Genomic DNA, 19,239 nt, shown 5'->3' on the forward strand with positions numbered 1-19,239 from the left:
TGTACGGGGCTTCGGGATCGTGCATGCAGTGCCGCAGTGCCGCAAACGTCCTCGCAGGGACCGAGGAGGAACCAGACGTATGAGTTCTCTGCTGCTCCTGACCAATGCCCTTCAGCCGTCGACCGAGGTGCTTCCGGCCCTCGGCCTGCTGCTGCACAACGTGCGCGTGGCTCCGGCCGAGGGCCCCGCTCTCGTAGACACCCCCGGTGCCGACGTCATCCTGATCGACGGCCGGCGTGATCTGCCCCAGGTGCGCAGCCTGTGTCAGCTCCTCCGCTCCACCGGACCCGGCTGTCCGCTGATCCTCGTCGTCACCGAGGGCGGCCTCGCGGCCGTCACCGCCGACTGGGGCATCGACGACGTACTGCTCGACACGGCCGGTCCGGCCGAGGTCGAGGCACGACTGCGGCTCGCCATGGGGCGCCAGCAGATCGTCAACGACGACTCCCCCATGGAGATCCGCAACGGCGACCTCTCGGTCGACGAGGCGACGTACAGCGCGAAGCTGAAGGGCCGGGTCCTCGACCTCACCTTCAAGGAGTTCGAGCTGCTGAAGTACCTCGCCCAGCACCCGGGCCGCGTCTTCACGCGCGCGCAGCTCCTCCAGGAGGTCTGGGGCTACGACTACTTCGGTGGCACCCGCACGGTCGACGTGCACGTACGACGGCTGCGCGCGAAGCTCGGCCCCGAGCACGAGTCGCTGATCGGGACCGTCCGGAACGTCGGTTATCGATTCGTTACGCCGGAGAAGGGCGACCGCACGAGCGACGAGGCGAAGGCCAAGGCGGCCCTCGCGAAGTCGGAGAATGCGGGCGCCACGGGCGATACGGCCGCCCTGGACGCCGTGGAGGAGTCCGCCGAGGTCACCGCCGAGGCATGACCTGCGGTACACGCTTGACGGCGCACGGCATGGTCCGCGCTCCGGGCGGGTAGTAACGAAGTCCTTACGCCCTGCCCAGAGCGGGTCCATCCGCGTAGACTCCGCGCGTGGCCAAGGTAACCAGGGATGATGTAGCGCGACTGGCAGGGACGTCGACTGCCGTCGTCAGCTATGTCATCAACAACGGACCCCGGCCGGTTGCCCCGGCCACGCGCGAGCGTGTCCTCGCCGCGATCAAGGAACTGGGGTACCGGCCCGACCGAGTCGCCCAGGCGATGGCATCGCGGCGCACGGACCTCATAGGCCTGATCGTGCCGGACGCGCGCCAGCCCTTCTTCGGGGAGATGGCGCACGCGGTCGAACAGGCCGCGTCCGAGCGCGGAAAGATGGTGCTGGTCGGCAACTCCGACTACGTCGCCGAGCGCGAGGTCCACTATCTGCGGGCCTTCCTCGGGATGCGGGTCTCCGGGCTGATCCTGGTCAGCCACGCCCTCAACGACAACGCGGCGGCGGAGATCGACGCCTGGGACGCCCGGGTCGTCCTGCTGCACGAACGCCCCGAGGCGATAGACGACGTCGCCGTCGTCACGGACGACCTCGGCGGCGCCCACCTCGCCGTCCGCCACCTGCTGGAGCACGGCTACGAATACGTCGCCTGTATCGGCGGCATCGCCGAGACCCCCGCGGTCGGCGACCCGGTCTCCGACCACGTCCAGGGCTGGCGACGCGCGATGGACGAGGCGGGCGTCTCCACGGAGGGCCGCCTCTTCGAGGTCCTCTACAACAGGTACGACGCCTACAAGGCCGCCCTGGAGATCCTCGCCGACCCGGCCACCCGCCCCCCGGCCATCTTCTGCTCCACCGACGACCAGGCGATCGGCCTGCTGCGCGCGGCCCGCGAGCTGCGCATCGACGTACCCGGCGAGCTGGCGGTGGCTGGCTTCGACGACATCAAGGAAGCGGCGCTGGCTGACCCGCCGCTCACCACGGTCGCCTCCGACCGCTCGGGCATGGCCCGCGCGGCCGTGGATCTGGTCCTCGACGACGGCGTACGGGTGGCCGGTTCCCGCCGCGAGCGGCTGAAACTGTTCCCTTCACGGTTGGTCGTACGGCGTTCCTGCGGCTGCGAATAGCCGCGCGAGCGGGGGTTTCCGCAGGTCCGTAGACAGTCTCCGCGGGTCTTTATTTCGGGCATACGAGGTTCTGTCGGGCTTCTCAGGGAGCACTCAGCCAGCTCTCATGCGGGGGCGACAAGCTCTGTTCCATGACCGAGAGCTTCCGCCGCAGCGGCGAGTACGAGACCCCCCAGGGCCACGAGCCGCAGTCCGCGTACCCCCAGCAGCCCGTTGCCTCTTCTCCCCAGACTTCCTCCCCGGTGAACCCGGAGTGGCCGCCCCCGCCGGTGTACGAGCCGCCGACGGTCCAGCAGCCCGCGTACCAGGAACCGGCGCAGGTCCAGGCACAGCCCCAGGCCCCGCAGGCTCCGTACGGCCAGCAGGCGTCGTACGAGCAGCCCGCAGCCACCGCCACCCTGCTCGCGGAGGCTCCGGCCCCGGAGGGTGAGGCCCCCGCCCCTTCCTCCTCCCGCAAGAAGCGCGCGAAGGGCCCCTTCGCCCTCCTCGCCGCCGTGGCGATCGTCGCCGCGGCCATCGGTGGCGGCACGGCGTACGGCATCCAGGAGCTGACCAACTCGGACTCCGCCGTGACCTCCAGCAGCACCAGCACCAACGTGGTGCCGTCGAGCGCGAAGGGCACGGTCTCCGGGGTCGCCGCGGCGGTCAGCCCGACCATCGTCGAGATCAACGCGACCTCGAACGCGGGTTCGTCGACCGGCTCAGGCGTGATCATCACGTCCGACGGCGAGATCATCACCAACAACCACGTCATCTCCGGCGCCTCGTCCATCAAGGTGTCGACGAGTGACGGCAAGACCTACACCGCGCAGGTCGTCGGCACCGACAGCAAGAAGGACCTGGCCCTCATCAAGCTGGAGAACGCCTCCGGCCTGAAGACGGCGACCCTCGGCGACTCCGCCGGCGTCCAGGTCGGCGACGAGGTCGTGGCGATCGGCTCCCCCGAGGGCCTGACCGGCACGGTCACCAGCGGCATCGTGTCCGCCCTCAACCGTGACGTCACCGTCGCGACCGAGGAGAGCCAGAGCCAGGATCAGCAGCAACAGCAGGGCGGCGGCAGCGGTGGCGGCTGGCCGTTCGAGTTCGGCGGCCAGGAGTTCAACGGCGACACCGGCTCGTCCACGACGACGTACAAGGCCATCCAGACGGACGCGTCCCTCAACCCGGGCAACTCCGGCGGCGCGCTCATCGACATGAACGGCAACATCATCGGCATCAACTCCGCGATGTACTCGGCGAGTTCGTCCTCGTCGGACGCGGGCAGCGCGGGTCTGGGCTTCGCCATCCCGATCAACACGGTCAAGTCCGACCTGGCGACGCTGCGCTCCGGCTCGACCACCTGAAGTCTTGGCAACAGCGTCTTAGCAACAGATGGATGAGGGGTACGTCATGATCAAGCAGGTTTCGCACAAGCTGACCGCCGGTACGGCTGCCACCGGGCCCGCCGCCCTGGACCTCGCCCTCGGCGTGGCCTTCGCCCTTCACCCGCCGACGGCGGCGACCCGGGCCCCGGAGGTGGCGACGGTCACGCGTACGGCAGCGCCCCGCAGGGCGACGACACGCAGCCGCCGCCCAGCACTCAGCTGATCCCTGCCACAGCTGATCCTTTCCGCTGCCCTTGCTTTTCCGCAGCAGACCGGAAACGTGCGAGGCTGAAGGCGCCCTGCACCTCCCACCGCACCCGAGGAATCCACGACCATGAGCCCCGCCGAAGGCGACCGTGACACCCAGCGCATCCTGATCGTCGACGACGAGCCGGCCGTGCGAGAAGCACTCCAGCGCAGCCTCGCCTTCGAGGGGTACGACACGGAGGTCGCGGTCGACGGCGCGGACGCCCTGGAGAAGGCGACCGCGTACCAGCCCGACCTGGTCGTCCTGGACATCCAGATGCCGAGGATGGACGGCCTGACGGCGGCCCGCAGGATGCGCGGCGCGGGCACGACCACGCCCATCCTGATGCTGACGGCCCGTGACACGGTCGGCGACCGGGTGACCGGCCTGGACGCGGGAGCGGACGACTACCTGGTCAAGCCCTTCGAACTGGACGAACTGTTCGCCCGGGTCCGAGCCCTCCTGCGCCGCAGCTCCTACGCGGCCGCCGCAGTGGCCGGCAGCATCCCGGAGGACGAGGCGCTGACCTTCGCCGACCTGCGCATGGACCTCGCGACGCGCGAGGTGACACGCGGCGGCCGGGCGGTGGAACTGACCCGCACGGAGTTCACCCTCCTGGAGATGTTCCTGGCCCACCCGCGCCAGGTCCTCACGCGCGAACAGATCCTGAAGGCGGTCTGGGGCTTCGACTTCGAGCCGTCCTCCAACTCCCTCGACGTGTACGTCATGTACCTCCGCCGCAAGACCGAGGCCGGCGGCGAGCCCCGCCTCGTCCACACGGTGCGGGGCGTGGGGTATGTGCTGCGGCAGGGCGGCGCGGAATGAAGCTGGGCATGAAACAGGGGGCGGTCGGCCGCCGGTTCCGCTCCCTGCCCATCCGTACCCGGCTGTCGCTGCTGGTCGCGGCGGCGGTGGCGTTCGCGGTGGCGGCGGTGTCGGTGACGTGCTGGTTCATCGTGCAGGGCAAGCTGTACGACGAGGTCGACAACGACCTGCAGAAGGCGACGGCACGGCCCCAGCAGTACACCGAGGTGGTGGAGACGCTCAGCAACTGCACCCAGACGCCGATCGAGACCAGCAACGACTTCCGCGCCCGGGACACCTACTACCTGCAGCTGGTGAAGACCGACGGAACGGCCTGCGTCTCGCTGACTTCCGAAGGCATGATCAAGGTCACCGACAGCGACAAGACCGTCGTCAAGAACGCGGCCAGCGGAAACGGGATCTTCCGCAACGGAACCGACGACGACGGCAACGCCGTACGCGTACTGACGACGCCTCTGATCGTCTCGCAGGGCCCCGGCACTCAGCCGCAGATCTACGAAGGCGCCGTCCTGTCGGTCGCCGTCCCGCTCAAGAGCACCCAGTCGACGCTCAACGAACTTGCGCTGCTGCTCCTCCTCGTCTCCGGCATCGGAGTCGTGGGCGCCGGAGTCGCAGGCCTCGCGGTGGCCCGAGCGGCACTCCGCCCCGTCGACAAACTCACCGAAGCCGTCGAACACGTGGCCCGCACCGAGGACTTGACGGTCCGCATCCCGGTGAACGAGGAGAGCGAGGACGAGGTCGCCCGCCTCTCCCACTCCTTCAACTCGATGACATCGGCGCTGGCCAACTCCAGAGAACTGCAACAACAGCTGATCGCGGACGCAGGCCACGAACTACGCACGCCGCTCACTTCGTTGCGCACGAACATCGAGCTGCTGACCCGCAGCGAGGAGACGGGCCGCCCCATCCCGGAGGCCGACCGCAAGGCGCTGCTCGCCTCGGTGAAGGCCCAGATGACCGAACTGGCCGCCCTGATCGGCGACTTGCAGGAACTCTCCCGCTCGGAGGGCCAGCGGGGCGAACGCGTCCAGGTGGTAGCCCTGGAGGACACAGTCGAATCCGCCCTGCGCCGAGCCCGCCTGCGCGGCCCGGAACTGACGATCACGGCGGACATCCAGCCCTGGTTCGTCCGCGCGGAACCCTCGGCCCTGGAACGGGCGGTGGTCAACATCCTGGACAACGCGGTGAAGTTCAGCCCCGAGGGCGGCACGATCGAGGTCCAGCTGACAGCCGGCACCCTGACGGTCCGCGACCACGGCCCCGGCATCCCCGCCGACGAAATCCCCCACGTCTTCGACCGCTTCTGGCGCTCACCGTCGGCACGCGCCCTGCCGGGTTCTGGCCTGGGCCTGTCGATCGTGGCGCGTACGGTCCAACAGGCGGGCGGCGAGGTCACGTTGGCCCGGGCGGCGGGAGGCGGGACGGTGGCTACGGTGCGGTTGCCGGGGGCGCCTACTCCGCCGCCGGAGACGGTGTAGCGAACTCAATCGGTGTCCTCAGATCCCGCGGAGCGGTGATTCCCGGATACCGGGTTCCTCGGTCGCGGAGCCGAGCAGAGGTTCCGCTCCGCGACCGAGATTTCCCCCGTTGCGAGATCAACAATGCCTGGGTGGCTTGCCCTTGTCGTTCGCAGGCGGTGCACACTTTCTTGGCCCTGCGTCTACTCCCCTCAGGGCAGCCTCTGTTGTCTGTGTTCCCTCGGTGACATTCCGTACTCGGCGCGGAACGCCCTTGTGAAGTCCGACGGGCGCTGGTAGCCCCAGCGGGCCGCGATCACATGGATCGGCGTGCCGCGCAACGACTCCGCCGCCAGGTCCCTGTGTGCGTTCTCCAGGCGTCTGCGGCGGATCCAGGCCGCCACCGTCTCGCCGCCCGCCTGTTGCTGGAAGATGCGGTGGAGGTAGCTGAGCGAGATGTTGTGGGCGGCCGCTATCACCGGCGGGGTCAGTTCCGGGTCGTGGAGGTTCTGCCGGATGAATCCCATGACTCGTTTCACCGTTGCCCGGCCCCGCGTCTCCGGCGACAACTCACCCTCCGCCTCCAGCAGTTGCGCGAACCACGCCGACAGCAGGTCCAGGACCACCGTGCCCAGGCGCGGCGCGTCGGACTGCTGGAGCGTGTCGGCCTGGCGGTCCAGGCCGACGACGAAGTCCGCGAGCAGCGCACCGACCCCCTCCCGCCCCGGCAGGTTCCGGCCCAGCAACTCCCGTACCCGGTGCGGCGGCAGGGGCAGCAGCGCCTTGGGGAAGTCCACGGCCATGCCCGTGACGACGCCTCCCTGCCTGTCGTCCGCCGATCTCACGTCGTACGGCTGTGAGCTGTCGGCCAGGTGCAGGTCACGTGACGTGTACGTGCTTTCGCGCCCGGCGTGGTCGAGTGCCAGGCCGCCGTCGATCAGCAGCGTCAGGTGGTACAGCTCGGGGTCGGACTGGCGTACCAGTTTCGGAGTCCGTCGGTAGCGCGTCGGCTTGAACGACATCTGGCTCACGACCACCGGGCCCAGCTCCAACAGCCGCTGCTCCGCCCAGAATTCGGCGGCGTGGTCACTGACGAGTGCGCTGGAGCGCGTCCGGCCGACCAGTTCCTGCCAGTAGTCGAACCTGTCCCCCGCAGGTACGTCGTCCGTACGGAACACCGTCCCGATCATTCCGCTTCCCTCCGTCCCCGATCTCCGGTCCATTGCTCCGCCCCCCGGTCCCCGGTCTCCGGTCCCTGTCTCCGGTCCCTGTCTCCGCTCCAGATCTTCCCCGCCGCAGTACGGCAACCTTTCCGCCCCCGGCTGCGACAGCCAAGTGACATGGCTCTCCCGCCAGTTAACCCCTCACTTGATCGGAAGCCGTCGTGAGCGAAACCCGCAGCAAGCCGCCCCGCAGTCGCAGCCGTCACCGTCGGCGCAGATCCGCCCTGGTCGTCGGCGTACCGCTGGCCCTGGCCTCCGCCGGAGCCATGGCCTACGGGGGCGTCTTCGGTGTGTTCGGTGCGGACGCGCAGCCGAAGGCCTCCGCCGCTACCGCCGCCACCGCCGCCACCTCCGCGCTCGCCGGTGTCACCGACGTCGCAAACGGCTTCGCCTCGGTCAACGCCCTCGGGCAGAACGGGACTTACGGCGGCCGGGACGGCCAGACGGTCACCGTGAAGACGCTCGCCGACCTGGAGAAGTACGCGACCGCGGCCGAGCCCTACATCATCGTCGTCGCCGCGACCATCAACATGGACCCCGTCGGGAAAGAGATCAAGGTCCAGTCCGACAAGACCATCATCGGGGCGGGGACCTCCGGGCACATCGTCGGTGGCGGGTTCTTCCTCGGTACCGGGGTCCACAACGTCATTATCCGGAACCTGACGATCCGGGACGCGTATCAGGGTGTCTGGAACGACAAGGAGCACGACTTCGACGCCATCCAGATGGACGGCGCGCATCACGTGTGGATCGACCACAACGACCTTCGTCACATGGCCGACGGGCTCATCGACAGCCGCAAGGACACCACCTACCTCACCGTCTCCTGGAACAAGCTGAGCCAGGAGAACAAGGCCTTCGGCATCGGGTGGACCGAGAACACCACCGCCGACATCACCATCCACCACAACTGGATCCGTGAGACCGAGCAGCGCAACCCGTCCACCGACAACGTGGCCCACGCGCACCTCTACAACAACTACCTGGAGGACGAGGCGGGCACCACCATCAAGTCCTCGTACGGGAACTACTCCCGTGGCAAGACCAACATGGTGCTGGAGAACTCCTACTTCCAGGGCTTGACCAATCCCGTCGTCCGGGACGCGACCGCCACCGTCGTCCAGCGCGGCAACGTCTTCTCGGGGACCACCGGCAAGAATGAAAGCGGTGGGTCCGGCGCCGCCTGGGACCCCAAGAAGTACTACAGCTACACCCTCGACAAGGCCGCCGACGTGCCCGCGCTCCTCAAGTCCGGTGTAGGCCCCCGTAGTTCAGTGGCCAAGGCGGCCGCCGCGACCACTACCGCCGCCGCTGCCACCCTCACCGTCGCCGCCGACGGCTCCGCCCAGTACAGGACCGTCCAGGCCGCCGTGAACGCCGTACCCGCCAACAACGCCTCCCGCGTGGTGATTTCCGTCAAGCCGGGCACGTACCGCGAGGTCGTGAAGGTGCCGTCGAACAAGCCGCACGTCACCATCCAGGGCACCGGCGGCAGCCGCAAGGACACCGTCATCGTGTACGGCAACTCGGCCGGCACCCAGAAGCCCGACGGGTCGGGGACCTACGGCACCCCGGGCAGCGCGACCCTCGCCGTCGAGTCCGACGACTCCCAGGTCCGCAATCTCACCGTCACCAACGACTTCGACGAGGCCAAGAACCAGAGCCAGGCCGGTCACCAGGCCGTCGCCCTGCGCACCGGCGCCGACAAGATCGTCCTCGACAGTCTCATCGTCAACGGCGACCAGGACACCCTGGAGCTGGAGACCGCCGGCAAGGACGCCCTCGGCCGCGTCTACCTCACCAACTCCTATGTCACCGGCAACGTCGACTTCATCTTCGGGCGGGCGACCGTCGTGGTCGACAAGTCCGTCATCACGCTGAAGAAGCGCTGGGACGGCACCTCCGGCGGCTACATCACCGCCCCGAGCACCCCGGCCCACCGCAAGGGCATCCTGATCAACAGCACCACCGTCAACGGTGATGTGACCGCAGGCAGCTTCTTCCTCGGCCGCAACTGGCACGCCGGTGGCGACGCCGCCCTCGACCCGCAGACCACGGTCCGCAACTCCAGCCTCAGCGCCGCGATCAAGACGGCGACCCCCTGGTCCGACATGGGTGGCTTCTCCTGGAAGGACGACCGCTTCGCCGAGTACAAGAACACCGGCGCGGGCTCGGGCGCCGCGAGCAGCAACCGCCCGCAGCTGACCGACGCCCAGGCCACCGGCCAGGAGGTCGCCGACTGGCTGGGCGACTGGACGCCGACGGCCGGCTGACCGACGTACACCCCCTGAAGACCGGCCGGGGAGCGGGGCACCGACGCCCAAGGGAGCGCACGTCGGTGCCGCGCTCCCCGGCCTCACCACCACACCACGCGCGCCCCACCTCCCCAGCCCCTCCACACCCCTTTCCCAGGCCCACCACAGCCCGTACCACCACGTTGTACGGATGGTTACGCGGAAGATCCTGCTGGCCGATGACGACGCGGCCGTACGTGAAGGGCTCGACCGGGTGCTCCGGTTCGAGGGGTACGAGACCGTCCTCGCCGGGGACGGCCGCGCGGCCCTCGCCTGTGTGTCCGCACCGGACACCGCACCCGACCTCGTGCTCATGGACGTCACCATGCCGGGCCTCGACGGGCTCGCCGCGACCCGGCGGCTGCGGGCCTCCGGATGCACCGTCCCGATCCTGATGATCACCGGACGGAACGCCGTCGGGGACCGGATCGTCGCGCTCGACAACGGCGCCGACGACTACCTGATGAAGCCCTTCGCCATCGAGGAACTCCTCGCGCGGGTACGGGCGTTACTGCGCCGGAGCCCACAACGCGTCCCCCCGCCCTCACCACTCGCGGGCCTCACCTTCGAGGACGTCCATCTGGACCCGCGGACCCGTACCGTCACCCGCGCCGACCGCCGGCTCGACCTCACCAAGACCGAGTTCGCCCTCCTCGAATACCTGCTGCGTCGGCCCGGCCTGGTCCTGGACCGCGTCCAGATCCTCAAGGACGTCTGGGGCTTCGACTTCGAGCCCACCTCCAACACCCTCGACGTGTACGTCATGTACCTGCGCCGCAAACTGGAGAGCCGGGGCGAACCCCGGCTCATCCACACGGTACGAGGGCTGGGCTACACCCTCAGGGCCAACGTCAACGTCTCCTCCGGGCGGTAGGCGGCCGCCGGCGACGGTGACGCCAGCCGCGCGTACACCCCGCCCCGCGCCATCAGTTCGTCGTGCGTGCCCGTCTCCGCGAGGCGGCCCCCGTCGACGACCAGGATGCGGTCCGCGTCCGGGGCGAGGCTCAGATCGTGGGTGATCATGATGGTCGTACGGCCCGTCATCAGCCGGCGCAGCGCCGGGACGATCCGGCGGGCGGCGATCGAGTCCAGCCCGGCCGTCGGCTCGTCGAGGACCAGTACGGGCGCGGCTCGCAGCATCGCCCGCGCGATCGCGATCCGCTGCAACTGCCCGCCGGAGAGCGTGGCCGTGCCGGGGGCGATCCGCGTGCCGTACCCCTCCGGGAGCGCGGCGACGAAGTCGTGGGCGTCGGCCGCCCGCGCCGCCGCCTCGATCTCCGCGTCGCTCGCGCCGGGCCGCCCGCACTCGATGTTCTCGCGGATCGAACCGTGCAGGATCAGTGTCTCCTGCGGCAGCAGGGCCACGTTCTCGCGCAGGAAAGCGAGGGGTACGTCGGTCAGCGGGACGCCGTCCAGGCAGATCACGCCGGACGAGGGGTCGTAGAAGCGGGTGAGGAGTTTCGACAGGGTCGATTTTCCGGCGCCGCTCGCTCCGGTGATCAGGACCAGCTCGCCGGGGGCGGCGGTGAAGGTCACGTCCCTCAGGGACTCCCGGTCCGTGCCGGGGTAGGTGAAGGAGACCCCGTGGACGCTGACCCAGCCGCGTACCGGCCATGCGTCGACCGGCGCGACCGGGTCTGCGACCGCCGGTTCGGCGTCAAGCAGCTCGCCGAGGCGTTCCGCGCCCGCGGTCGCCGCCGTCAGGGTCAGACCGAGCTGACCGAGACTGCGGATCGGCGGGTAGAGGTAGCCGACGAAGGCCGCGAAGGCGAGCAGCGCGCCCAGGGACATACGCCCGGCGGAGATCTCCCACACACCGAGCCCGATCACCGTCAGCACGCACAGCGTCTCGACGACCTCGACGAACTGTTCGTACATCTCGCTCAGCCGCGCCCCGCGCACACTCGCCCGCATCCAGGCGCGGGCCTCGCGGTCGAGGCGCTTCTCCTCGTCGCGGCGGCGGTTGTAGGCCTGGGTGAGGACGATGTTGCCGAGGGACTCCTCGACCACCGAGGTGATCGCGCCGTCGGCGACCCGCTCGTCCTGGCTCGCCGTCCTGATGCGCCCGGAGAAGCGGCGGGCGGCGAGGAGGAAGAGGGGGGCCAGGAAGAAGGTGACCAGGGCGAGGTCCCAGCGCAGCCAGAGGGCGGCGGCGGAGTAGAAGAGGGCGGAGAAGGCGGCGGAGACGGTGCCGACGACACCCGACACGACCATCTGTTCGATAGCCTCGACGTCTCCCGTCAGACGCTCCACCAGGTCGCCCTGGCGGTGCTTCTGGAAGAAGTCGGGCGGCAGATCCTGGACGTGCCGGAAGACGCCCGCCCTCAGCCGCAGCACGAATCTCTCGGCGGTCCAGGTGGCGAGCGAGTTGCCGGCGTAGCCGACGAGCGCGCCGAGCACGGCGACGGCCAGCCAGGCACCGGCCGGGCCCCAGAAGGCGGAGAGGGAACCGGCCTCAAGGGCGTTGTCCGTCAGCTCCGCGAACAGCAGGATCGCGGCGGTCTCGGCCAGCGCGGACACCACCACGCACGCGACGATCGCCACCAGCCACTTCCGGTCGCCGCGCGTCAACGGCCAGAACCGGCGGAAGGCCTCGCGGACTTCCCTCATGGTCACTCCTTCCTTACATGGCTGAGGCGGGGCCACCTGTCCGGTGGCCCCGCCTCACAGCGGGCCTCAGCCCTGGTGCCCGACCGGACGGCGCTGGACCTTCTTCGGCGCGGCCTTCTTCAGGACCTTCTTCTTCGGCGCGGGGGCGGCGGGCTTGGCAGCCTTCTTGACGGGGGCGATCTTGTGGAAGCTCATAGGAATTCCCTCCCGGGTTGTGAATTAACTGTTTGCTGCTTGCTGTTTGCTATGTCAGTCCTTATGGGCGACCGGCCGACGCTTGGGGGTGACCTTCTTCGGCGCGGCCTTCTTCGGCGCCGGGACGGCCTTGCGGGCCTTCTTGACCGGGGCGATCTTCTTGAAGCTCATGGTTTGCTCCTTCTGCCGTTGCTGTTTGCTTTCGACATGGAAAACATTACGGGACCCGAGAAGAGAAAAAAGCCAATTCCGCTTAGACCTCGGTTAATTGCAGCTGAGACCGATTTTCAGGACATCCAGGGAACCGATCGGCAATTCACACAGGTCTTATTACGGGCATGACAAAGGGCCCAAGGCGACAAGCCTTGGGCCCTTTGAAATGTAACCATCAAACGCTACTGCACGATCGTGATCCGGTTCGCCGCCGGCGGCGCGATCGGTGTCGTGGCCGTGGAGTTGGCGGTCAGGTAGTCCGCCAGCGCCGCCAGGTCGTCCGTGCCGACCAGGTCGTTCGTGCCCTGGCCCAGCGTCGTGAAGCCGTCGCCGCCGCCCGCGAGGAAGCTGTTCGTCGCGACGCGGTAGGTGGCGGCCGGGTCGATCGCCGCACCGTTCAGCTTGACCGAGTCGGCGATCACGCGTGCCGCGCCCGTCTTCGTCAGGTCAAGCGTGTAGGTGAGACCAGAGGACACCTGGAGCACCTTCGGCGAGGCCGCGTTGGTGCCGCTCACCTGCTCCTGGAGTACGGAGATCAGCTGCGCGCCGGTGAAGTCCTGGAGGTTGACCGTGTTGGAGAACGGCTGAACCGTGAAGCCCTCGGCGTAGGTGACGACACCGTCGCCCTCGGTGCCCTTGGCCGCGTAGGTCAGGCCCGCGCGGATACCGCCCGGGTTCATCAGCGCGAGGTCGGTCTCCGGGTCCAGCCCCTTGCCGTACGCCAGTTGCGCGTCGGCGATGAGGTCGCCCATCGGGGACTCGGTACCGGTGCTGGTGATGTCGCCGGAGATGTAGCCGATGGCGCGGTTGCCAATGGGCGCCGCCAGGGTGTTCCACTTGGCGATCAGCTCGGTCATGTCCGGGGCCTTGGCGACGGTCCGGGTGACCACGTGGTTCGCGGAGGAGACGGCCGTACGGGCGATGTCACCCGTCCAGCGGTCGTACGTCAGCGTGGTGTCCGTGTAGAGGCGGCCGAAGGCGGCGGCCGAGGTGACCGTGCGGGGCTTGCCCGACGGGTCGTCGATCGTGCAGGCGTACGCGGAGTGCGTGTGGCCGGTGACGAGCGCGTCGACCTTCGGGGTGATGTTCTTCGCGATGTCGACGATCGGGCCGGAGATACCGGAGCCGCCGCCCGCCGCGTCGCAGTCGAAGTTGTAGGCCGACGAGGCCGGGAGACCGCCTTCGTGGATCAGCGCGACGACCGACTTGACGCCCTGCTTCTCCAGCTCCTTGGCGTACTTGTTGATCGTCTCGACCTCGTCCTTGAACTTGAGGCCCTTCACGCCCTCGGCGGAGACGACACCGGGGGTGTCCTCGAGCGTCACGCCGATGAAGCCGATCTTGACGCCGTTCTTCTTCCACACCCAGTAGGGCTTGAGGATCGGCTTGTTGGTCTTCTCGTTGAGCACGTTCGCCGCGAGGTAGGGGAAGTCGGCCCCCGAGAACTTCTCGCCCTCGACGTAGCAGCCGTCGACCGGGTGGCAGCCGCCGTTCTGCAGGCGGGCCAGTTCCTTGGCGCCCTCGTCGAACTCGTGGTTGCCGACCGAGGTGACGTCCAGCTCAAGGCCGTTGAGCGCCTCGATGGTGGGCTCGTCGTGGAAGAGGCCCGAGATCAGCGGGGAGGCACCGACCATGTCGCCGCCGGCCGCCGTGATCGAGTACGGGTTGCCCTCGCGCGCGGTGCGAAGGTGCGTGGCGAGGTACTCGACACCGCCCGCGTCGATCGTCTTCGTCGTGCCGTCGGCCTGGAGTTCGGTGACCCGGCCGGAGGAGCCGGACGGCGGCTCCAGGTTGCCGTGCAGGTCGTTGAAGGACAGCAGCTGCACGTCCTGGTAGCGGCTCGGCTTGCTGTGGCCGTGCCCGCCGGGCTTGTACGTGCTCTCGCCGGCGCTGGCCGGGAGCGCGGCGGCGAGCGCGCCGACCGTGGCGATACCGGCGGCGGTGGCGAGCAGCGCGCGTGTACGGCGTCTGCGGCGGTGGTACGGCTGGGGTGTGGCTGGCATGTGCCCCCCTGAAGTTCGTAAGAGGAGAGGAAGGGACGCCCGAAACGGACGTAAGAAGTGCGTGAGAATTCGGTCCCGTCCCGGCGCAGCCTAGGGTCAACGCGCGTAGCGCGACAGGGGTTCAGGGTTACGGAACGGTTGCCTCCTCGGGAGATTCACCACGAATCGGGCAGGCCTTACCCTCGTAGCCATGACCAGCGACGACACCGCGCCCCCCGGCCCCCCCGGACCCCCCGTCCTGTCTCGTTCCATCGACACCCTGGCCGCCCTCGCCCCCGGGCAGGCCGACGCCGTTCTCGCGCTGCTCGCGGATGCCGCCCGGACCGACGGCCAGCAGGCGGTGTCCGAGCAGGGGCGGCTGCAGCTGCGCGGGGGCGCCCGCGAGGGCGTGTCGCACTTCCTCCTCTCCGTCGGCGGCCAACTCGTCGGCTACGCACAGCTGGAGGACACCGACCCGGTCGAGGCCCCGGCCGCCGAACTGGTCGTCCACCCGGCCCACCGCGGCCACGGACACGGACGCGCCCTCGGCTCGGCCCTGCTGGCCGCCTCCGGCAAGCGGCTGCGCGTCTGGGCGCACGGCGGCCACTCCGCCGCCCGGCATCTCGCCCAGGTCCTCGGCCTCACCCTGTTCCGTGAACTGCGCCAGCTGCGGCGCCCGTTGACCGACCTGGACCTGCCCGAGCCGAAGCTCCCGACGGACGTGAGGGTACGGACCTTCGTCCCCGGAGAGGACGACGCGGCCTGGCTCGCGGTGAACGCCGCCGCCTTCGCCCACCACCCCGAACAGGGCTCGTTGACCCAGCGCGACCTCGACGACCGCAAGGGCGAGGCCTGGTTCGACCCGGAGGGCTTCTTCCTCGCCTTCCGCGAGGGCGAACTCATCGGCTTCCACTGGACGAAGACGCACGCGGCGGAGGGCCTCGGCGAGGTGTACGTCATCGGCCTGCGCCCGGGAGCCCAGGGCGGCGGCCTCGGCCGGGCGCTCACGACGATCGGCCTGCGCCACCTGGCGGGGAAGGGCCTGCCCACGGCGATGCTGTACGTCGACGCGGACAACACGGCAGCCGTGCGGCTGTACGAGCGGCTGGGCTTCGCGACCCACGAGACGGACCTCATGTACCGCACGGAGTCCTGACCCACATTTTTTCCTGCGAGCCCACTTTTTGATCTCTGGGGGCGGTGATCTTGACACCGCCCCCTCTCTTGGTTCACCCTTTCACTACTCAATTAGTGAAAGGGTGGTTGTACGCGTGGTCGAGTACCGCATCGACAGGCGCACCGGCGTCGCCACCTACCTCCAGATCGTCCAGCAGACCAAACAGGCCATGCGCCTGGGCCTGCTGGAACCCGGCGACAAGCTCCCCACGGCCCGTGAGGTCGTGGAGGCCACCGCCATCAACCCGAACACCGTCCTGAAGGCCTACCGCGAACTGGAGCGCGAAGGCCTGGTCGAGGCCCGCCGGGGCCTCGGCACGTTCGTCCGGAAGTCGCTGGGGGCGGCCCCGGCGGACTCCCCGTTCGGCGCCGAACTCGACGACTGGGCCAACCGGGCCCGCGCGGCCGGGCTCGAACGGGACGACGTGGCGGCGCTGTTCAACTCCGTACTCGACACGCACTTCAAGGGGGACCAGGGATGAGCGACACCGCCATGGAGGCGGCCGGGCTGGGCAAGCGGTTCGGCCGGCGGAAGGGCTGGGCGCTGCGCGAGTGCGCGTTCCGGCTGCCGGCCGGGCGCGTCTGCGCGGTCGTCGGGCCCAACGGCGCAGGCAAGTCGACGCTGCTGGCCCTCGCGGCCGGTCTGCTCAGGCCCACCGAGGGCACGCTCACCGTCCTCGGCACCAGCCCGGCGGCGGCCCGCGAGCGCGTCGCGTACGTCGCCCAGGACAAGCCCCTGCACCCCCAGCTCACCGTCGAGGACACCCTCCGCTACGGCCAGGAGCTGAACCCCCAACGCTGGGACAGGACCGTCGCCGAACGCATCGTCACGGACGGCGCCCTCGACCCCGACGCCAAAATCCGCACCCTCTCCGGCGGCCAGCGCACCCGGGTCGCGCTCGCCCTCGCCCTCGGCAAGCGCCCCGAACTGCTGCTCCTGGACGAGCCGATGGCCGACCTCGACCCGCTCGCCCGGCACGAGCTGATGGGCACCCTGATGGCCGACGCCGCCGACAACGGCACCACGGTTGTCATGTCCTCGCACGTCGTCTCGGAGCTGGAGGGCTCCTGCGACCACGTCCTCCTCATCGGCGCCGGCCGGGTCCGCCTCGCCGGTGACCTGGACGACCTGATCGCCGCCCACACCCTGGTCACCGGCCCGGCCGCCGACCTCGACGGGCACACGGTGATCGAGTCCCGTACGACGGGCCGCCAGACGACCGCCCTCATCCGCCCCGGGGGCCGCCTCGCCGGGACCTGGCAGAGCGCGACCCCCACGCTGGAGGAACTGGTCCTGGCCCATCTCCGCTCCCCCGAGGCCCCGTCGCTGCAGCTCAGTGCCGAAAACGCGGCCGAGTCAGTGGAGGCCGCCGTATGACCGCCCTGACCGCCACCGAGCCCCCGGCGCAGAAGCTCAGCACAGAAGACGCGGACACCTCGGCCACCCCCACGGCCGCCGAGACCCCGGCGCAGAAGCCCGGCACGGACACCTCGGCCGCCCCCACGGCCGCCGAGACCCCGGCGCAGAAGCCCGGCGCGGCCGCCTCGGCCGCCTCCGTGGGGGCCGCCGTATGACCGCCCTCGCCTCCGCCGAGGCTCCGGCGCGGAAGCGGTCCCGCAGCCTGTACCGCCCCCACGGCCTCACCTGGGCCCTCCTGCGCGTCCACCGCTCCGCCCTCTGGTTCTGGCTGCTGTACGTCGCCGTGGCCGCCGGCGTGCTCCTGTGGGCGTACGGCCCGGGCGCGACCGCCGCCATGGACGAACTGGCGGCCTCGGGCTGCCGTGACGGCAGCGGGCCCGACCTCGGCTGCGACATGCTCGGACCGGCCGGGAACCGCTGGGACTCGGGCGTCGTCCTCGGCAGCCTCCTCGTCTTCTTCGCCCCGTTCCTGATCGCGGCCTGGGCGGGCGGCTCGCTCATCGGCCGCGAGCTGGAGGACCGCACGGCCCAGCTGGCCTGGACGCAGTCCGTGTCCCCGGTCCGCTGGCTGGCCGCGAAGCTCGCCCTGCCCGCCGTACTGATCACCGCGGGCATGCTCCTGCTCACCGTCCTGCACCGCCTGATGTGGTCGGCCACCGGCGAACTGCGCCAGGGCAACTACAACTGGTACGACAGCCAGGTCTTCGAGCCCAACGGCACCCTCGCCACCGCCTACGCCCTGCTGGGCCTGGCCCTCGGCGTCCTCGCGGGCCTGGTCGCGCGCCGCTCGCTGCCCGCGCTCGGCGTCGGGATCGTCGGCATGGGAATCGTCGTACAGCAGCTCCAGTCCGTGCGTCCGCACCTGTGGCCGGCCGTGACCCGGACGAGCGCCGTCGGGTTCGAGGACGACGGCAGCCTGACGGTCGCCAAGGGCTCCTACACCTCGACCGGCGCCCGCATCCCCGACCTGTTCTGCGACGACAAGGCCCCGTGCGTCGCCCGTCACGACGTCGCCGGTGTGTACCGCGACTACCACCCGGCCTCGCACTTCTGGCCCCTCCAGCTCGTGGAGACCGGCATCCTCCTCGCCCTCGCGACGGTGGCCGCGCTGATCTCCTTCGCCCTCATCAGACGCCGCACGGGAGCCGCCGTATGACCACCACGACCGCACTCGCCGCCCCCGCGCCGCAACGCACCCGCCGGCACCCCCACGGCCTGCCCGGGGCCATGCTGATCCTGCACCGCTCGGCCCTCTGGTTCTGGCTGCTGCTGGTCGCCGTGGCCGGCGGGGCGCTGCTGTGGGCCTATGGATTCGCGCTCGACGGGGCCTTCGCCGAGTTCACCGCGGCCGGCTGCCACGACGGGACCGTGAGACGGGCCTGCGATTACTTCGGAGACCCTCTCCTCCTCGACACCACCGTGTCCGTCGGCAGCGGCCTGATCAACCTCGTCCCCCTTCTCACCGCCGCCTGGGCGGGCGCCGCCCTGATCAGCCGTGAACTGGAGAACGGCACCGCCCGGCTGGCCTGGACCCAGTCGGTCTCCCCGGCCCGCTGGCTCGCCGCCAAGCTCGCCGTACCGGCCGCACTGCTCGTCACCGGGACCGTCCTCCTCACCCTCCTGCACCGCCTGATGTGGGACAAGCACAGCGAGCTGTGGGGGTCGATGGGCACCTGGGAGTGGTACCTGAGCAACAGCTACGTCGCCAACGGCCCCCTCGCCACCGCGTACGCCCTGCTCGGCCTGGCCGTCGGCGCCCTCTCGGGTCTGCTCGTACGACGGTCGCTGCCCGCCCTCGGTGTCGCCGTCCTGTCCCTGCTGACCCTCACGAGCGTCCTCGGCGACCTGCGCCCGCACCTGTGGCCGGTCGAGACCGTGACCCGGACGACCGGGTACCCGCAGTGGATCGGCATGGTCGTCCGCGACGGTGTCGTCCTCGCCGACGGTTCCCGCGTACCGGAGCCCTACTGCGCCGGCGAGGCGTGCCGCGCCGGCCGCGGCATCGTCGGCTACTACCGCGACTACCACCCGACCTCCCACTTCTGGCCCCTCCAGCTCATGGAGACCGGCATCGTCCTCGCCCTCGTCGCCGCCGCGACGGCCGCCGCCTTCTGGCTGCTGCGCCGCCGCACGGCCTGAGAACCCCGGGACCCTGTCCGCGTATGCCCCTTCCACCGGGGAGAAGGGGCATACGCGCACCCCGCCAGTGCGGGTGATCAC

At 69.9% G+C, this 19,239-nt stretch carries 18 protein-coding genes; 14 read left to right on the forward strand and 4 right to left on the reverse strand.

Annotated features, from left to right (window positions below; all coding sequences use genetic code 11):
- Positions 1–79 precede the first annotated feature (79 nt).
- The 6 genes from ACWCRB_RS25850 (at position 80) to ACWCRB_RS25875 (ending at position 5,927) form a co-directional block, all read left to right on the forward strand.
- On the forward strand, positions 80–880 hold the full coding sequence (locus tag ACWCRB_RS25850) for a response regulator transcription factor (protein WP_450998299.1): 801 nt from the start codon (positions 80–82) through the stop codon (positions 878–880).
- 107 nt (positions 881–987) lie between these two features.
- A complete protein-coding gene (locus tag ACWCRB_RS25855; protein ID WP_450998300.1) occupies positions 988–2,013 on the forward strand; it encodes a LacI family DNA-binding transcriptional regulator in 1,026 nt (341 codons plus the stop codon).
- 131 nt (positions 2,014–2,144) lie between these two features.
- Positions 2,145–3,356: a S1C family serine protease gene (locus tag ACWCRB_RS25860; RefSeq protein ID WP_450998301.1), complete on the forward strand. Its 1,212-nt coding sequence runs from the start codon at positions 2,145–2,147 to the stop codon at positions 3,354–3,356.
- Positions 3,357–3,402: 46 nt separating this feature from the next.
- Complete coding sequence (locus ACWCRB_RS25865; RefSeq protein WP_450998302.1) at positions 3,403–3,600, forward strand: hypothetical protein; 198 nt, start codon at positions 3,403–3,405, stop codon at positions 3,598–3,600.
- Positions 3,601–3,711: 111 nt separating this feature from the next.
- Complete coding sequence (locus tag ACWCRB_RS25870) at positions 3,712–4,449, forward strand: response regulator transcription factor (RefSeq protein WP_235477107.1); 738 nt, start codon at positions 3,712–3,714, stop codon at positions 4,447–4,449.
- Positions 4,450–4,457: 8 nt separating this feature from the next.
- On the forward strand, positions 4,458–5,927 hold the full coding sequence (locus tag ACWCRB_RS25875; RefSeq protein WP_450998303.1) for a HAMP domain-containing sensor histidine kinase: 1,470 nt from the start codon (positions 4,458–4,460) through the stop codon (positions 5,925–5,927).
- 191 nt (positions 5,928–6,118) lie between these two features.
- On the opposite strand, the gene ACWCRB_RS25880 is transcribed toward ACWCRB_RS25875, so the two are convergent.
- Positions 6,119–7,096: an AraC family transcriptional regulator gene (locus tag ACWCRB_RS25880; protein ID WP_450998304.1), complete on the reverse strand. Its 978-nt coding sequence runs from the start codon at positions 7,094–7,096 to the stop codon at positions 6,119–6,121.
- 194 nt (positions 7,097–7,290) lie between these two features.
- Between ACWCRB_RS25880 and ACWCRB_RS25885 the strand changes: the two genes are divergently transcribed.
- Positions 7,291–9,402, forward strand: coding sequence for a pectinesterase family protein (locus ACWCRB_RS25885; protein WP_450998305.1), 2,112 nt, complete (start codon positions 7,291–7,293; stop codon positions 9,400–9,402).
- A 172-nt stretch (positions 9,403–9,574) separates the two neighbouring features.
- Positions 9,575–10,297, forward strand: a complete 723-nt coding sequence (locus ACWCRB_RS25890; RefSeq protein WP_450998306.1) for a response regulator transcription factor — start codon at positions 9,575–9,577, stop codon at positions 10,295–10,297.
- Here ACWCRB_RS25890 and ACWCRB_RS25895 read toward each other — a convergent pair.
- The 3 genes from ACWCRB_RS25895 to ACWCRB_RS25905 all read right to left on the reverse strand — a co-directional run bounded on the left by ACWCRB_RS25895 (position 10,255) and on the right by ACWCRB_RS25905 (position 14,444).
- Positions 10,255–12,033 (reverse strand): ABC transporter ATP-binding protein, encoded by a 1,779-nt coding sequence (locus ACWCRB_RS25895; protein WP_450998307.1) that lies wholly within the window; start codon positions 12,031–12,033, stop codon positions 10,255–10,257. The two genes, ACWCRB_RS25890 and ACWCRB_RS25895, sit on opposite strands and share 43 nt — an antisense overlap.
- A 66-nt stretch (positions 12,034–12,099) precedes the next feature.
- A complete protein-coding gene (locus tag ACWCRB_RS25900; protein WP_369036141.1) occupies positions 12,100–12,228 on the reverse strand; it encodes a hypothetical protein in 129 nt (42 codons plus the stop codon).
- Between the two features lie 395 nt (positions 12,229–12,623).
- On the reverse strand, positions 12,624–14,444 hold the full coding sequence (locus tag ACWCRB_RS25905; protein ID WP_450998308.1) for a bifunctional metallophosphatase/5'-nucleotidase: 1,821 nt from the start codon (positions 14,442–14,444) through the stop codon (positions 12,624–12,626).
- A 190-nt stretch (positions 14,445–14,634) separates the two neighbouring features.
- Here ACWCRB_RS25905 and mshD point away from each other — a divergent pair, with 190 nt between their 5' ends.
- The 6 genes from mshD (at position 14,635) to ACWCRB_RS25935 (ending at position 19,158) form a co-directional block, all read left to right on the forward strand.
- The gene (gene mshD / locus ACWCRB_RS25910; RefSeq protein WP_450998309.1) at positions 14,635–15,579 is read left to right on the forward strand and encodes a mycothiol synthase; all 945 of its coding nucleotides are present in this window, start codon (positions 14,635–14,637) and stop codon (positions 15,577–15,579) included.
- Between the two features lie 115 nt (positions 15,580–15,694).
- Entirely contained in the window at positions 15,695–16,081 is a 387-nt protein-coding gene (locus tag ACWCRB_RS25915) for a GntR family transcriptional regulator (protein WP_450998310.1), read from the forward strand.
- 11 nt (positions 16,082–16,092) lie between these two features.
- Positions 16,093–16,977, forward strand: coding sequence for an ABC transporter ATP-binding protein (locus ACWCRB_RS25920; RefSeq protein ID WP_450998321.1), 885 nt, complete (start codon positions 16,093–16,095; stop codon positions 16,975–16,977).
- Entirely contained in the window at positions 16,974–17,174 is a 201-nt protein-coding gene (locus ACWCRB_RS25925) for a hypothetical protein (protein ID WP_450998311.1), read from the forward strand. The genes ACWCRB_RS25920 and ACWCRB_RS25925 overlap by 4 nt, the downstream gene beginning before the upstream one ends.
- Complete coding sequence (locus ACWCRB_RS25930) at positions 17,171–18,175, forward strand: ABC transporter permease (RefSeq protein WP_450998312.1); 1,005 nt, start codon at positions 17,171–17,173, stop codon at positions 18,173–18,175. The genes ACWCRB_RS25925 and ACWCRB_RS25930 overlap by 4 nt, the downstream gene beginning before the upstream one ends.
- Positions 18,172–19,158 carry an ABC transporter permease gene (locus ACWCRB_RS25935; RefSeq protein WP_450998313.1) on the forward strand — a complete coding sequence of 329 codons (987 nt, stop codon included), beginning with the start codon at positions 18,172–18,174 and terminating at the stop codon, positions 19,156–19,158. Before ACWCRB_RS25930 ends, ACWCRB_RS25935 begins: the two co-directional genes overlap by 4 nt.
- Positions 19,159–19,239: the final 81 nt, after the last annotated feature.

The sequence above is a fragment of the Streptomyces sp. NPDC002156 genome (assembly GCF_053593675.1).

What these genes read in the sequence shown, in the direction of transcription:
- mshD (WP_450998309.1), top strand. Translation starts at nt 14,635, where the DNA reads ATGACCAGCGACGACACCGCGCCCCCCGGCCCCCCCGGACCCCCCGTC.
- ACWCRB_RS25865 (WP_450998302.1), top strand. Translation starts at nt 3,403, where the DNA reads ATGATCAAGCAGGTTTCGCACAAGCTGACCGCCGGTACGGCTGCCACC.
- ACWCRB_RS25930 (WP_450998312.1), top strand. Translation starts at nt 17,171, where the DNA reads ATGACCGCCCTCGCCTCCGCCGAGGCTCCGGCGCGGAAGCGGTCCCGC.
- ACWCRB_RS25905 (WP_450998308.1), bottom strand. Translation starts at nt 14,444, where the DNA reads ATGCCAGCCACACCCCAGCCGTACCACCGCCGCAGACGCCGTACACGC.
- ACWCRB_RS25920 (WP_450998321.1), top strand. Translation starts at nt 16,093, where the DNA reads ATGGAGGCGGCCGGGCTGGGCAAGCGGTTCGGCCGGCGGAAGGGCTGG.
- ACWCRB_RS25870 (WP_235477107.1), top strand. Translation starts at nt 3,712, where the DNA reads ATGAGCCCCGCCGAAGGCGACCGTGACACCCAGCGCATCCTGATCGTC.
- ACWCRB_RS25890 (WP_450998306.1), top strand. Translation starts at nt 9,575, where the DNA reads ATGGTTACGCGGAAGATCCTGCTGGCCGATGACGACGCGGCCGTACGT.
- ACWCRB_RS25900 (WP_369036141.1), bottom strand. Translation starts at nt 12,228, where the DNA reads ATGAGCTTCCACAAGATCGCCCCCGTCAAGAAGGCTGCCAAGCCCGCC.
- ACWCRB_RS25925 (WP_450998311.1), top strand. Translation starts at nt 16,974, where the DNA reads ATGACCGCCCTGACCGCCACCGAGCCCCCGGCGCAGAAGCTCAGCACA.
- ACWCRB_RS25875 (WP_450998303.1), top strand. Translation starts at nt 4,458, where the DNA reads ATGAAACAGGGGGCGGTCGGCCGCCGGTTCCGCTCCCTGCCCATCCGT.
- ACWCRB_RS25850 (WP_450998299.1), top strand. Translation starts at nt 80, where the DNA reads ATGAGTTCTCTGCTGCTCCTGACCAATGCCCTTCAGCCGTCGACCGAG.
- ACWCRB_RS25880 (WP_450998304.1), bottom strand. Translation starts at nt 7,096, where the DNA reads ATGATCGGGACGGTGTTCCGTACGGACGACGTACCTGCGGGGGACAGG.
- ACWCRB_RS25895 (WP_450998307.1), bottom strand. Translation starts at nt 12,033, where the DNA reads ATGAGGGAAGTCCGCGAGGCCTTCCGCCGGTTCTGGCCGTTGACGCGC.
- ACWCRB_RS25860 (WP_450998301.1), top strand. Translation starts at nt 2,145, where the DNA reads ATGACCGAGAGCTTCCGCCGCAGCGGCGAGTACGAGACCCCCCAGGGC.
- ACWCRB_RS25935 (WP_450998313.1), top strand. Translation starts at nt 18,172, where the DNA reads ATGACCACCACGACCGCACTCGCCGCCCCCGCGCCGCAACGCACCCGC.